Source organism: Arsenophonus endosymbiont of Apis mellifera, from assembly GCF_903968575.1.
In the GTDB taxonomy this organism is placed as follows: domain Bacteria; phylum Pseudomonadota; class Gammaproteobacteria; order Enterobacterales; family Enterobacteriaceae; genus Arsenophonus; species Arsenophonus apicola.
The window spans coordinates 14,350-29,367 of the sequence record NZ_CAJCFU010000036.1; the positions used below are offsets into that span (position 1 = coordinate 14,350).

General features: G+C 37.3%; 11 protein-coding genes, 5 tRNA genes and 1 pseudogene. 13 read left to right on the forward strand and 4 right to left on the reverse strand.

Annotated elements, in window-relative coordinates; all coding sequences use genetic code 11:
- Positions 1-125: 125 nt before the first annotated feature.
- The 3 genes from fldA to H1X92_RS04415 all read left to right on the forward strand — a co-directional run bounded on the left by fldA (position 126) and on the right by H1X92_RS04415 (position 1,897).
- On the forward strand, positions 126-659 hold the full coding sequence (gene fldA, locus H1X92_RS04405; protein WP_180559024.1) for a flavodoxin FldA: 534 nt from the start codon (positions 126-128) through the stop codon (positions 657-659).
- Between the two features lie 154 nt (positions 660-813).
- Entirely contained in the window at positions 814-1,281 is a 468-nt protein-coding gene (gene fur / locus H1X92_RS04410) for a ferric iron uptake transcriptional regulator (RefSeq protein WP_180559025.1), read from the forward strand.
- A 301-nt stretch (positions 1,282-1,582) separates the two neighbouring features.
- The gene (locus H1X92_RS04415; RefSeq protein ID WP_180559026.1) at positions 1,583-1,897 is read left to right on the forward strand and encodes a hypothetical protein; all 315 of its coding nucleotides are present in this window, start codon (positions 1,583-1,585) and stop codon (positions 1,895-1,897) included.
- A gap of 160 nt (positions 1,898-2,057) precedes the next feature.
- Here the strand turns inward: H1X92_RS04415 and H1X92_RS04420 are convergent, their stop codons facing one another.
- From H1X92_RS04420 to nagE, 3 genes are all read right to left on the reverse strand, one after another.
- Positions 2,058-3,041 (reverse strand): lipase family protein, encoded by a 984-nt coding sequence (locus H1X92_RS04420; RefSeq protein WP_180559027.1) that lies wholly within the window; start codon positions 3,039-3,041, stop codon positions 2,058-2,060.
- Between the two features lie 217 nt (positions 3,042-3,258).
- Positions 3,259-4,923, reverse strand: coding sequence for a glutamine--tRNA ligase (gene glnS, locus H1X92_RS04425; protein ID WP_180559028.1), 1,665 nt, complete (start codon positions 4,921-4,923; stop codon positions 3,259-3,261).
- A gap of 211 nt (positions 4,924-5,134) precedes the next feature.
- The gene (gene nagE / locus H1X92_RS04430) at positions 5,135-7,156 is read right to left on the reverse strand and encodes an N-acetylglucosamine-specific PTS transporter subunit IIBC (RefSeq protein WP_180559029.1); all 2,022 of its coding nucleotides are present in this window, start codon (positions 7,154-7,156) and stop codon (positions 5,135-5,137) included.
- A gap of 350 nt (positions 7,157-7,506) precedes the next feature.
- Here nagE and nagB point away from each other — a divergent pair, with 350 nt between their 5' ends.
- The 9 genes and pseudogenes from nagB (at position 7,507) to H1X92_RS04475 (ending at position 12,672) form a co-directional block, all read left to right on the forward strand.
- A complete protein-coding gene (gene nagB, locus H1X92_RS04435; RefSeq protein ID WP_180559030.1) occupies positions 7,507-8,313 on the forward strand; it encodes a glucosamine-6-phosphate deaminase in 807 nt (268 codons plus the stop codon).
- A gap of 99 nt (positions 8,314-8,412) precedes the next feature.
- The gene (gene nagA, locus H1X92_RS04440) at positions 8,413-9,573 is read left to right on the forward strand and encodes an N-acetylglucosamine-6-phosphate deacetylase (RefSeq protein WP_180559031.1); all 1,161 of its coding nucleotides are present in this window, start codon (positions 8,413-8,415) and stop codon (positions 9,571-9,573) included.
- Positions 9,574-9,588: 15 nt separating this feature from the next.
- Positions 9,589-10,808, forward strand: a pseudogene (gene nagC / locus H1X92_RS04445) (DNA-binding transcriptional regulator NagC).
- A gap of 496 nt (positions 10,809-11,304) precedes the next feature.
- Positions 11,305-11,381: transfer RNA gene (locus H1X92_RS04450), tRNA-Met, on the forward strand.
- 6 nt (positions 11,382-11,387) lie between these two features.
- Positions 11,388-11,472, forward strand: a tRNA-Leu gene (locus H1X92_RS04455).
- 29 nt (positions 11,473-11,501) lie between these two features.
- A tRNA-Gln gene (locus H1X92_RS04460) sits at positions 11,502-11,576 on the forward strand.
- Between the two features lie 36 nt (positions 11,577-11,612).
- Positions 11,613-11,687 (forward strand) — tRNA-Gln (locus H1X92_RS04465).
- Between the two features lie 38 nt (positions 11,688-11,725).
- Positions 11,726-11,800, forward strand: a tRNA-Gln gene (locus tag H1X92_RS04470).
- 188 nt (positions 11,801-11,988) lie between these two features.
- Positions 11,989-12,672 carry a methyltransferase domain-containing protein gene (locus H1X92_RS04475; RefSeq protein WP_180559032.1) on the forward strand — a complete coding sequence of 228 codons (684 nt, stop codon included), beginning with the start codon at positions 11,989-11,991 and terminating at the stop codon, positions 12,670-12,672.
- 884 nt (positions 12,673-13,556) lie between these two features.
- On the opposite strand, the gene H1X92_RS04480 is transcribed toward H1X92_RS04475, so the two are convergent.
- On the reverse strand, positions 13,557-14,783 hold the full coding sequence (locus tag H1X92_RS04480; protein ID WP_180558336.1) for an RNA-guided endonuclease InsQ/TnpB family protein: 1,227 nt from the start codon (positions 14,781-14,783) through the stop codon (positions 13,557-13,559).
- 58 nt (positions 14,784-14,841) lie between these two features.
- On the opposite strand from H1X92_RS04480, the gene H1X92_RS04485 reads away from it, so the two are divergent.
- Positions 14,842-15,018: transposase (locus H1X92_RS04485; protein ID WP_180558337.1), on the forward strand; the 177-nt coding region annotated here is incomplete at its 3' end.

The window sequence follows — 15,018 nt, forward strand, 5'->3', positions numbered from 1 at the left end:
TTTCGTCAAAATAATGGTCATTTAATTATTTATTAATCAACTGTTATTATCTTTCCTATTACTACTATTAGTAACAATAAGATAACTAAACAACGCAAATTAAAATTAAGAGGTTTATTTACTTTATGGCAATCATAGGTATCTTCTTCGGCAGTGATACTGGCAATACAGAAAATATTGCCAAAATGATCCAAGAAAAGCTTGGCGGCACTGATATTGCTGAAATTCATGATATTGCTAAAAGCAGTAAAGAGGATATTGAAGCATTTGATATTTTACTATTCGGTATTCCTACCTGGTATTATGGTGAAGCACAGTGTGACTGGGACGATTTCTTTCCGACATTGGAAGAAATTGATTTTGACGGTAAGCTGGTCGCTATTTTTGGTTGTGGCGATCAAGAAGATTATGCCGAATATTTTTGTGATGCTATGGGTACCGTAAAAGAGATTATTGAACCTAAAGGGGCTAGCATTATTGGCCACTGGCCAACTGAAGGTTACCACTTTGAAGCATCAAAAGGACTTGCTGATGACAATAACTTTATTGGTCTTGCCATTGATGAAGACCGGCAACCGGAACTAACCGATCAACGCGTGGAGTGTTGGGTAAATCAAATAATCGACGAGCTTGAATTGCAAGCCATCATTGATAGATAAATGTCATTTTTTTGTACATGATAATTCCTGCAAATTGTGTAATGATATTAAGACATATATAATTGTAAAATTAGTTTGAAAGAAACAGTATGCTACTGTTAACAATGTTTTGATATTATTGAATTCACTACTAATGCAACAAGGTAGGATCCGCATGACCGACAACAATAAAGCATTGAAGAATGCAGGGCTTAAAGTAACGCTTCCACGTTTGAAAATTTTAGAGGTATTACAAGAGCCAGAGTGCCATCACGTCAGTGCGGAAGATCTCTATAAAAAACTCATTGATATGGGGGAAGAGATTGGCCTCGCAACGGTTTATCGTGTTCTAAACCAATTTGATGAAGCGGGTATTGTTACTCGCCATAACTTTGAAGGCGGTAAATCAGTTTTTGAACTGACACAACAACATCACCACGATCACTTAATTTGTTTAGATTGTGGTAAAGTTATTGAATTTAGTGATGAATCGATTGAAACAAGACAAAAAAACATCGCCGAACGTCATGGTATTAAACTCTTTAATCACAGTCTCTATCTCTATGGACATTGCTCAAAAAAAGACCATTGTGATGAAAACGACTTGGGGCACCCTGCCCGCAATAGTAAAGAAGAAAAATAACCCTGCCTATCACTGTTTTTGTTATTAATCAGATAAAACAACGAAGCCCGCAGGTGCTAGCAACACCTACGAGCCTCTGACCACAACATTAACAGGAGTAATGCTATGGCTAGTAGCAATAGTATTATAAACACATATCTAAAGCGCAATACTTTCCTTCACTATCATACCCATAAGATAGGCTCGAAAAGCTAGTTATTACGCTTGATTTTCATATTGGTGAGAGAAAAAGTGCAAGCCCACGCGATATTGACCACGTTTCCATTATTACTTATCTGTCGTCAATCATTGGGGGTGCACAATGCTGTCTGATAGCAATATTATTTTTTCCGAATTAGCTAATGTGCTTCGCAAGCTAGATATCTCACATTTGAGTACCGATGATATCCTACAGTTAGCAAATAGCAGCAAAGAGTGTTGCGCTGGATTATGCCATAATTTACATTTTCTGGCGAAAACCTTGCTTTCTTTGGCAGATAATAAAGTATCAAAGTTCTCTATGGCTAGCCTATGTCAATTAGGTCATGGATTGTCAGCTATTGCTATTTTGCTACCTGCTTTAATTCAACTACAAAAATCTGTTGAACAACAAATTAGCAATATTCCCGAGGATTAATATTAATCGTCGCTTCCATTTTGATTATCAATGGAAGCGTCAATAACGTTTATTTCTCTTTTACAATCCTGCGCACACAGCTTGAAAATGTATTCATTACATCAAAGAAATATTTTAACACTGATAAAAATAGGGTTAAAAAACGCTAGCAGCTATGTTCTCAAACTGCTTGCTGATACAAAGTACGAATATGATTTACATATCTGCTATGTGCGGCTAAGGCGCTATCTTTTTTCTCCGCTATCTGCGGAATAATTTTAACGCTACCAATATGATCAACCGCAAAAAATTTATCTAACTTTGGAATAATATCACCATCGATATAGTAGTGATTAATATTAGCCTTAACTTTTTTTAAGTTGGCTAAATTGCTATATTGCGCTAACAAGTCGTTCTGTAAACCTAAGCCAAGTTGAGCGCTGCTAAAACATTCTGCTCGAATAGCCTTTTCTGTAGTAGATACTTTCAGCGCAGAATAAGCGGCTAAGCCTCCGCCTAATGAATGACCGCTGGTTGAAAGACTATATTTTTGCCATTTCTCATGTTGCATAAGTAGTTGCAAATGATGCAGTAGCTGGCTAGCTTGCTTATAACAAGCAGGAATGTCACCAAACACATTATTAATATTCGCATTGCATTGATTAATAAAAGTTCTCGGATTCTTCATATAACGCGGCGCTCCACCACTTACCGCTTCACCACTGGTGGTACCACCAAAAACTAAGCGAATTTCCTGCCTAACTTTATTGTGAAAAATATAAGCGACTAATCCGGTTTTACTATCATTTAATAAACCATGCTGCGGATACAGTTTTATATTGCTCTTTTTAGATAGGAAGCTGGCCAATTCACGATCGATCCCCCACTGGGTGGCTTCTAATGTGGCAAGGTTACGGTTGTACACAAAATCAGCTAATAACGCATCATGATAATGTTGCTTGATGCTGGCTTTATTTAACAGGAGACTTAATTTTTGACAAGTATGCAACTTATTTAACGACGTTTTTTGTTGTAATATTTCCACATTACTATTATGGATAGTCTTTAATGGAGAGAGCATATTGTCCTTAGGAGATATTAGCTGCGACTCTTTAGGCAAAAACACATTTTTTATTAAATAGCTTGAATTGATAAAGTTTGGCATGGCATAACATCCTTATTAATGGCCAATGGGTCAGTTTAATAATTATATTTGCCAAAGAGTGATTATCTTGTTTTAACCAACTAGAAATCTATGACTTAAAGCCATATTTTTCTATTTAAAAAATATACTACCCAAATAAACCCTCTCTCTTCTTTTTAATAAAAAAAGCGTGGTTATCAACCACGCTTTTTATAGTGACTATCAATGATATAATTTCTTAGCTGGCTATTTTTGCCCAACTATCTCTTAACCCTACCGTGCGATTAAATACCAACTGTTCAGCCGTATGATCATGGCTATCAGCACAAAAATAGCCCTCGCGTTCAAACTGATAAGCTTTTCCAGCTTGCGCGGTAATTAAACTTGGTTCAACAAACCCACGCCGAATCACTAAAGAATCTGGATTAATAACGGCTAAAAAGTCCTCTTCTGCGGCAGGATTAGGCACCGTAAATAAGCGATCATACAACCTGATTTCTGCTGGCAGCGCATGTAATGCACTTACCCAATGGATAACCCCTTTGACTTTACGTCCGTCGGCAGGATCTTTATTTAATGTATCAGCATCATAAGTACAATAAATCGTAGTAATATTACCTGCTGCATCTTTATCAACCCGATTAGCCTGTACAATATAAGCATTACGTAAACGCACCTCTTTACCTAAAACTAAGCGCTTATATTGCCGATTAGCTTCTTCACGAAAATCAGCCCGATCAATATAAAGTTCTCGACTAAATGGGACTTGACGGGTACCCATCTCAGGTTTGTTCGGGTGATTATACATTGTCAGCATCTGCTCACTAGCGGGCATATTTTCAATCACTAATTTTATCGGATCTAATACCGCCATGGCTCGTGGTGCATTTTCATTTAGATCATCACGAATGCAAGACTCCAATGCTGCCATTTCAACCGTATTATCTTGCTTGGTAACGCCAATACGCCGACAAAACTCACGAATTGATGCAGCCGTATAGCCACGCCGACGTAAACCTGAAATAGTTGGCATTCTAGGATCATCCCAATTTTCAACCCTGTTTTCTGCCACTAACTGATTTAGTTTACGTTTTGACATCACCGTATAGGCAAGATTTAAACGTGAAAACTCATACTGTCTTGTATGACAATCAATGGTAATATTGTCTAATACCCAATCATATAAGCGGCGATTATCCTGAAATTCAAGGGTACAAAGTGAGTGAGTAATCCCCTCTAATGCGTCCGAAATACAATGGGTAAAATCATACATTGGATAAATACACCATTTATTACCTGATTGGTGGTGCTTAGCATATTTTATTCGATATAAAACCGGATCACGCATAACTATAAAAGGAGATGACATATCAATTTTAGCGCGCAAACAGGCCTTACCCTCTTCAAATTCACCCGCTCGCATCTTGTCAAATAGCTGCAAATTTTGCTCAATACTGCGATCACGATATGGACTATTTTTACCTGGCTGCTTTAAAGTTCCTCGATATTCACGAATAGCATCAGGACTTAATTCATCAACATAAGCTAAGCCTTTTTTAATCAGCTCAATAGCATATTGATAAAGGTCATCAAAATAATCTGACGAATATTTAACGTTACCACTCCAATTAAAACCTAGCCACTTCACATCTTCTTGAATAGAATTAACATATTCAACATCTTCTTTAACTGGATTAGTATCATCAAAACGCAAATTGCATTGACCCTGATAATCCTTAGCAATACCAAAATTCAGACAGATTGATTTCGCATGACCAATATGTAAATAACCATTTGGTTCAGGTGGAAAACGGGTATGTACATGAGTATGTTTACCTGTAGCCAAATCTTCATCAATAATCTGGCGAATGAAATTTGTTGGGCGAGTATCTGCCTCATTCATTGTCATAGTTCCTCAATGCAAAAGCATGTTAATAACGCTTTTATCATCTACGATATCCGAATTAGAAACAACCGTTTATTAACACATATTATTAGGCTTTATTGAATTAATGAAAAGCGCATAAAGGAAAAACGGGAGGTTCATAACCCTTCCCGTTTTTATCCATTATTAATTCTACGGTTATTATATCAAATCATAATAATAAAACACATCACTTCAATATATCATAAATTGGCGTTATTCCCGCGATTACTTCACCCGTTGCCACTATTGTCAATCCCTGATAATCATCAATATTACTGATAATAATTGGACTTATCATTGATTTAGCATGCTGCTCTAAGTAAGGCAGATCTAGTTTCAGGATTGGCTGACCTACCTTTACGTCACTATTTTCTGCAACTAAACGCTCGCAACCCTGCCCCTTTAACGCCACAGTATCAATACCCATATGAACGATCACTTCAACACCTTCATTCGTCACAATACAGAAAGCATGATTGGTAGCAAAAATTTTTACAATCTTACCCGCGACAGGCGCTAACACCTCACCATTCGTTGGCTTGATCGCTAAACCATCACCGACAATACGGCTGGCAAAAGCTTCATCAGGAACTTCATCAAGGGAATAAATTTCACCACTAACCGGCGCAACCAACGTTAAAATCGTTTGCCCAGCAGGTTTATTTTTTACTTTTAGTGCTGATTGTCGATTATCTTTCTCAACAAAATTTGATGGTGCAACAACTTCTCTTGCGGCAATCTTTTTCATTGCTTCTGCTATCATTTCTGCTCGCGTTCCAACAATAATTTGCACATTATGTTTATTTAAACGAATAATGCCTGATGCACCCAATTTTTTTACCAAATCATCATTAACAATATCAACGGTTTTTACACCTAGACGTAAACGAGTAATACAAGCATCGATTACTGTTAAATTATCGGTTCCCCCTACCGCCGCAAGATATTGGTATGCTTCATGGGTAATATTTTTATCACTGATCGTGATATCTTTGTCATAATCATCAACCTCTTGCTGCTCGTTTGTCATTTCGCGACCAGGAGTCATTAAATTGAACTTATTAATCACAAAACGAAATATGACATAATATAAACCAAAGAAAATTAAACCCTGGAAAATCAACATATACCAATGCACTGCTAATGGATTATGACTCTGCAGTAACATATCGACTAAACCCGCACTAAAGCCAAAACCCGAGATCCAATGCATTGCAGCGGCAATATAAACAGAAAATCCAGTTAATAGCGCATGAATGACATAAAGAATCGGCGCAACAAACATAAATGAGAATTCGAGTGGCTCAGTAATGCCAGTAAAAAAGGCGGCAAAAGCACCCGCCATCATGATACCAGCGACTTTTGCTTTATTTTCCGGGCGGGCACAGTGATAAATGGCCAATGCCGCGCCTGGCAAACCAAACATCATAATGGGGAAAAATCCAGCTTGATAACGCCCCGTAATCCCTTTTTCGGCCATACCTGCTGCCAACGATTTAGCTCCCGCCAAAAAGTTGGGAATATCATTAATACCCGCCACATCAAACCAAAATACTGAATTTAATGCATGATGTAATCCAACCGGGATCAACAGACGATTGAAAAAAGCATAAATACCGGCACCTAATGAACCCAAATCTTTAATATTTTCACCAAACACCACTAATACATTATAAATGAATGGCCAAACATACATCAGAACGAAGGACACCAGGATCATCAAAAATGAAGTCAATATAGGTACTAAACGGCGGCCACTAAAGAACGACAAAGCTTTTGGTAACTCGACACCACTATAGCGATTATAAAGTTCCGCAGCCAATACACCGACCAATATCCCGATAAACTGATTATTAATTTTGTTAAATGCCGCTGGGACCTGCTCGCTAGCAACGCCCATGATCATCGAAAAAGCAGTCGGAGAACATAGGGTGGTTACCACTAAAAAACCAACAAAACCGGTTAATGCCGCTGAACCATCTTTATCTTTCGACAAACCATAAGCAACACCAATTGCAAACAGGGTTGACATATTATCTATAATTGCCGCGCCAGATTTGAACAATAAAGCGGCAATGGTACTATTAGCCCCTAAGCCGTTAGGATCAATCCAATAACCAATCCCCATTAAAATGGCAGCGGCAGGTAACACAGCAACAGGTACCATTAGAGCACGACCTATTCGCTGCAAATAACTTAACACATTCACTCTGTTTTCCCCTTGAATAACCTCATTACTGAGATCTTATGGCTAAATATTATAAATATTCAATTTTTTGCATATATTATCATTAAGTCACTTAGACCCTATTATTTTGCATCACAAATTAAATCAGCTAAAGTTGTGATAAAAGTCTAAATGTCACTCTGTTATTTGATTAAAATAGTGGCTAAACAAAAAATCTTTTTTTTTTATGAAAAATATCTTATTTTTACTAGATTTCAGACGTTAACAAATAGACAATCTTTGCGTTATAAAAACTGAATTAATAGCAAAGAATAATACAAAATCATTAAAATATAGCTGATATGCAGCAAAATTAAGTGAGGTAAAAAATAATGAGGCTGATTCCTCTAACAACTGCAAAAAATGTCGGTCTTTTTTCCGCTAATTACATTGCAAATAAAATTAACCAATTCAATCCAACGGCTGCACATCCATTTGTATTAGGACTGCCCACAGGCGGAACACCTCTAGCTACTTATCATGAGCTGATTAATCTTTTTAAGGCAGGTAAAGTTAGTTTTAAAAATGTGGTTACTTTCAATATGGATGAATATGTCGGGATCCCGCAGAATCATCCCCAAAGCTATCATACTTTCATGTATGAAAATTTCTTTAACCATATCGATATCTCGAAAAATAATATTAACTTACTTGATGGTAATGCAAAAGATATCGACGCTGAATGTAAACGTTACGAAGATAAAATCAAGTCTTATGGTAAAATACATCTATTCATGGGGGGGGTTGGTAGTGATGGCCATATAGCCTTCAATGAGCCAGCTTCATCGCTTTCTTCTCGAACCCGGATCAAAACGCTAACACCAGAGACTCGGCAGGCAAATTCTCGTTTTTTTGACAACAATATCGATCTAGTGCCTAAATATGCTGTCACGGTTGGTGTTGGGACCCTACTTGATGCCGAAGAAATTTTAGTCCTGGCAACCGGTGCCAATAAGGCATTAGCCGTTGAAGCTGCGGTAGAAGGCTCGATTAACCATATGTGGACGATTAGTTGCCTACAAATGCATGCAAAATCAGCCCTGGTTTGTGATGAACCAGCAACCCTTGAGTTAAAAGTAAAAACTTTAAAATATTTCCGTCAATTAGAATCTGACATCATTAATCAATTTGCTAGTTAAATTAAGATAGTAAAATTCAATACTATCGCCTAGCTAAAAATAGGCTAATAATTTGATAGATTATCCTATTTTCTGTCCCTAATAAAAGAGTAAAATATCATGTATGCATTAACCAACTGCATTATTTATACAGGTTATGAAAAGCTTGACAATCATGCAGTTATTATTGAAAAAGAACAAATAAAACAGGTTTGTCCAATTGCAAAATTACCTCAGGATATTGAAATTCGTGATCTACAAAATGCCATTCTCGCGCCAGGATTTATTGATTTACAAGTTAATGGCTGCGGTGGCGTACAATTCAATGATAATCCAGCAGATATCTCAATTAAGACGCTGGAGATTATGCAAAAAACCAATGAACGAAATGGCTGTACTAGCTTCCTACCTACCTTGATCACTAGCCCTGATCCGTTGATCAAAACAGCCATAGAAACGATGCGTGATTATCTGGCCAAATATAAAAATCAGGCATTAGGGTTACATATTGAAGGACCTTACATTAACCCAGTCAAAAAAGGTACACATAATACCGAATATATTCGTAAACCTTCTGCCGAAATGATCAACTATTTATGTCAAAATGCCGATGTGATCACTAAAATTACCTTAGCACCAGAAATAGTTGCAGAAAAATATATTCATCAATTAGTTGAAGCAGGTATTGTTGTTTCAGCCGGTCATTCCAATGCAACTTACGAAGAGGCTCAGAATGGTTTCAAGGCAGGTATTCAATTCTCAACTCATATTTTCAATGCTATGCCTGCTATTTCAGGTCGTGCTCCTGGATTAGTTGGTGCTATTTACAATACACCAAATGTATATGCTGGAATTATTGCCGATGGTTTACATGTTCACTGGGCTAATATTCGTGATAGTAAACAATTAAAAGGCGATAAATTAATTCTAGTAACAGATGCCACCGCACCTGCTGGACTTGATCCTAATGGTAATGAAATGGATTATTTTACCTTTGCTGGTAAAACCATATATTATCGTGATGGATTATGTGTTGATAAAAATGGTACATTAAGCGGTTCATCTTTAACGATGATAGATGCTGTCAAAAATAGCGTTGAACATGTAGGTATTGCATTAGATGAAGCGCTACGAATGGCTACACTTTATCCGGCTCGTGCTATTGGTGTCGACAAAAAACTTGGGAGCATAGAAAAAGATAAAGTTGCCAACCTTATCGTATTTAATCGCGACTTCATTATCCGTAAAACCATTGTTAATGGCCGTGAAATCGAACTGTAACGAGCATATATACTGATGAGTCACAATTACATTTTGAAACAAATTGGTAATATTGATTTAGTTAAACAATTAAATAGTGCTGTGGTATATCGAATTATTGATCAGAATGGCCCTATTTCTCGAATTCAGATCTCAGAACAGAGCCAACTGGCGCCTGCTAGTGTAACCAAAATAACGCGCCAATTACTTGAGCGCGGCTTAATTAAAGAAGTCGCTCAACAAGCCTCCACCGGAGGTCGCCGACCCATTTCAATTATCTCTGAACATCACATTTTCATAGCATTGGCGTAAGATTAGGTCGTCGTGATTGTACATTAGCACTTTACGCCTTAAACGGCAAAATGCTTGCTGAAGCCCATTCACCATTACCCGAAACCGGCCAACAAGAAATAGAAAATCATTTAATCGCAGCTATTGAAAATTTCATTCAACAATATCAACGTCCTAATCGCGAGTTGATTGCTATTTCAGTCATTTTACCGGGCTTAGTCAATCCTAAAGCAGGAATTGTCCATTATATGCCCCATATAAAAGTACATAACTGGCAGTTACTGCGTAATCTGAAAGAGCATTTCAAAATGACCTGTTTTATCGGTCACGATATTCGTAGTTTTGCACTGGCAGAACATTATTTCGGTGCAACACAAAATTGCGCCGATTCAATTTTTGTACGCATCCATCATGGCGCTGGAGCAGGTGTGATTATGGGAGGTGAAATTTTATTGAACAACCGTTATAACCTGGGTGAAGTCGGTCATATACAAATAGATCCATTAGGTGAGCGTTGTCATTGCGGTAACTTTGGTTGTCTGGAAACAATTGCAGCTAATAGCGCTATTGAAAATAGAATTAGGCAACAACTTGAACAAAATTATCCAAGCCAATTAAAACCCAATAATTGTTCTATTAAAGCAATTTGCCAGGCAGCAAATAAAAACGATCCGTTAGCAATTGAAGTAATTAAACATGTAGGTCATCATCTTGGTAAAGCGATTGCCATTATTATTAACCTATTTAATCCACAAAAGGTTGTCATTGCAGGGGAAATCACAGCAGCCGAAAAAGTTCTCCTACCCGCCATGCAAAACTGTATCAAAACCCAAGCACTAAAAGATTTTCGTAATGATTTACCGATTGTTACTTCACAACTGGTACATAATTCAGCTATCGGCGCTTTCGCATTAACTAAACGTGCTATGTTAAACGGCGAACTTTTGCAACATTTGCTTGAATAGCAATAACGGTGTAATACATTGTTGGATATTTTTTACTAGCAGCAATATAAAAAATTTATGCTGCAAATAACATTTATCTATTAATTAAAAATTTTTAATACACAATAGCAATTATTAATCGCTGCAAAAGTTGCAGCTTAGATATACAATATTATGCGCTAACTAATAAATTGCTCAATCAACATTAACTTTTTATCTCAATAAATTAATAAATGCTTTTGGTTGTTAATGAAGATTATCACTATCATTGCAGTAAAAAGCATCGTTTATTTCATTAGCAAAAATGTCTTAACTTAATTAGTTTTTATATTTGCCATATCAAGCTATTATTATTTGGCGATAACACCGTTATTTTTTGTCGATTTTATCGACAAAATGATTACAAGCCAAACAAACAGATATTTTTCTGTGTAAATCGTAAAAAAATCAGTTGACGACTCGGGGCGATATACGCATAATGCGCCCCGCAACGCCAATAAAGGTTGTGCAAAAAGATGGCTACGTAGCTCAGCTGGTTAGAGCACAGCACTCATAATGCTGGGGTCACAGGTTCGATTCCCGTCGTAGCCACCATAATTTGCGGGAGTGGCGAAATTGGTAGACGCACCAGATTTAGGTTCTGGCGCCGCAAGGTGTGCGAGTTCAAGTCTCGCCTCCCGCACCATTCTTTATAAAAATAGTTTATATTCTTGTTGGGGTATCGCCAAGCGGTAAGGCACCAGGTTTTGATCCTGGCACTCCCTGGTTCGAATCCAGGTACCCCAGCCAATTTATAGATGTTAGTTAGTTTATCGTTTATTAAGTTGGGGTATCGCCAAGCGGTAAGGCACCAGGTTTTGATCCTGGCATTCCCAGGTTCGAATCCTGGTACCCCAGCCATATTATAAATTTCAACTATTATATCAACTATCCCCGATTGGGGTATCGCCAAGCGGTAAGGCACCGGATTCTGATTCCGGCATTCCCAGGTTCGAATCCTGGTACCCCAGCCATTGTTTGCAGTAAATTTTGTAAACGCTAAAGCATTTAAACCTCAATAAATCAAAAATTGCACCTTAATACACCATTGGTTAAAAATAGTATGCCGCGTATAAAAGCTGTAAAACCCGAAACAGTAAATACATACACTTCAGTTAACATGTGAGCTGTTAACTAAAGGAACACCGAAGAAGGTTTCAAAATGAAAAGTGGATTAATTAAAGATATTATTGAATGGGATATAGATAACTGGAAAAAATGTTTAAATTACTGGCCAAAAAACAGCGATATAAATCTTGATAACGCTTTAGTATTGGAGTTAGGCAGCAGAAATGGTGGGTTGTCATTATGGGCTGCAATGAATGGAGCAAACGTTATATGCTCCGATAAAGATGGACCTACTGATGATGCCAAACGAAAGCATAAAAAATATAGTGTTAGTCAATTAATACAATATAAAGAAGTGGATGTGCTAAAAATTCCATACGAAAATGAATTAGATGTCATCATGTCAAAATCCATACTAGGAGCACTAGGTTATGATGATAATATTACTAACCAAAAAATTGCCATATCTGAAATATATCGTGCGTTAAGAAAAGAGGGTGAATTTTGGTTCATAGAAAATCTTATTGCATCACCATTACATCAGTTGATGAGAAAAAAATTTGTAAAATGGGGTGATAACTGGAGATATGTTTCAATAAATGAAATGATGTTATTTTTAAATCAATTCTCATCTGTAAAATATAAAACATTTGGGGTTACTTCATGTTTTGGAAGAAACGAAAAGCAACGAAAAATATTAAGTAAATTTGATGATGTCGTGGCAAAAATTACTCCAAATGATTGGAAATACATTATTGTTGGCGTTGCTACCAAGTAAAAGAAATATGTACTATAAATTACAAATAAATTAAAACGATAATACAATAGCGTTAACAGCCATTAATTTTAATGGTTGTCGATCTAAAATCTGAGTTCAAACTTCCGTTATTTCTACTTTATTGATAAATCTTAGTTAAAATGGCACTTTTGCTGTGACAAAAACGAAGTAATTTTCGATTATAATTTATTCAAAACTAATGGTGCTATAAAGGCAAAGTATAAAAATAAAGATATAATTGTTATTTCTATTTTAGATACACGTTGTGACAGAGATATTTGTTTAGCAAAAATTGATAATCATAATATACCTATCGTTTGGGACTATGGATACTTAACATTAGAAGGTTCTGAATTTATTTCTAATAGTATTATTTATCCTGTATTAAAAAATTATTATCTAATTAGTTAACTAAAGATGGCTCATTCAAATACCGATCGTATCTTAAAACTTTTATTATATTAATTTGGGCTTTAAGCGGCTCAACCTCTAAAGGAGGTAGAGGTTAGCCTATACGGTTGAGAAAGCCTAACCATATCCCCTTGGAAGCTAAATTAAAATATAAGACATCGATAGCAAATGTTTTTATAAATTAGTGAGTAGTGAGTAGATACATAATTAACAACGCCGCTGAAAAACAGCGGCGATTTACTTCAAACGCATAAAATAAAAACATCAAAATAGGGCTATTAAAATCACACCAATATGATAGAAATAGTCAAAAATATATGCCAAGTTGACTGCCAACACCAGTAAAAAACGATAACTTTATGAACAAAAACAAATAACTATATACAGTATAACACGTGATTCACAAAGAAATGACAAAAATGTTGACATCCTCCCCCACCTTCACACTTCGTGACTCAGGAGGGGGATTCCCGTTAGTCGGAGACTATCTGATCGCTCAGAAGCCTGGTTCCTGCTGCTGACGGCATTACTGCACCGTTCACTTCACAGGCTAACACGGCATGTCCTGCCGCTAAAATGTTACGAGCTCCGTTGATATCTGCGTTCTCTGTATACCCGCACTCAAGGCACTCGAATCTACTTTGTGATTGACGATTTTCTTTCGCTGTATGACCACAACATGCACACCGTTGACTTGTATATGCCGGAGGCACAGCTAATACCTGACCACCGCGCCATAGCTGCTTGTACTCAAGCTGACGGCGCATTTCATACCAACCCTGATCCAGTATCGAACGGTTAAGTCCTGATTTTGCCCTGACATTCCGTCCGTGCTGCTCTTGTGTACCTTTTGCCGATTTCGACATGTTACTGACCTTTAAGTCCTCAATGACGATCATCGCGTGGTTTTTGCTGATTTCACTGGTGACTTTGTGAAGGTAGTCTTTGCGGATATTGGTTATATGCGAGTGGAGACGTTGGATTTTTCGCTTCTGTTTTTTCCAGTTATTGCTGAATTTAACTTTACAGCTTAACTGACGCTGGAATTTCGCCAGCTTTTTTTGGTTGGTTTTAAAACTGTTTACAGGTTCAAACACTGTGCCGTCTGACAGCGTGGCGAGTCTGGTTACACCTGCATCCAAACCAATCATTGTTGCTGACGAATGAGGCTGAATGTCCATTTCCAGTTCGACCTGAAACGATATATACCAGTGTCCCGCATGTTGGCTAACGGTTGCGTTTTTAATCTTACCGTACAGCTTTTGCGACTGCCGGAACTTTACCCATACCAAACCTGACGGTAATCTCACTCTGCCATTATCGAGCTGACAATATTTATCAAAATTAACAAAACGAACTGAATCACGCCCGTCATTTTTCCTTTTAAATACAGGAGCTTTTGCTGCCAGTTTTTTATCAAAGCAGCGTTTCCATGCCCCGTGCAGATCTTTGAGTTTCTGCTGAAGATTATCCGTGTAGGCTTCTTGCAAAAAGGAATGTTCCGGCTTTTTTTTCCATTCTGTGAGCATCCGATTTAGTTCAAACGCTGACGGTAGTTTACCGCCGGATTCAATAATGCGTTGCGTCTCTGCTAGCCCGTAATTCCAGATAAAACGAGCGCATCCGCACAACTGCCGCAAACGTTGCGACTGTTTTTCGGTTGGTTCGAGTCTGAATTTGTAGGCTTTTAGAATTAGCATTATTACTCAGTGTGTAGTAAATTATCTCACTATCTTACCGTATATCCGGTTAATTTCAATGCAAAAATATAAAATCAACCGTTCAAGACATGCAGCGTTTCTTTTACATGTTCACCTTGTCTTTGTGACTAAGTACCGAAAGAAAGTACTCAGTGGCTTGCACTACAAAGCATTTCATCAGTATGCAGGTGAAGTGTGTCGCGACTTTGGGGCTGATTTAAAGGAAAGTAACGGA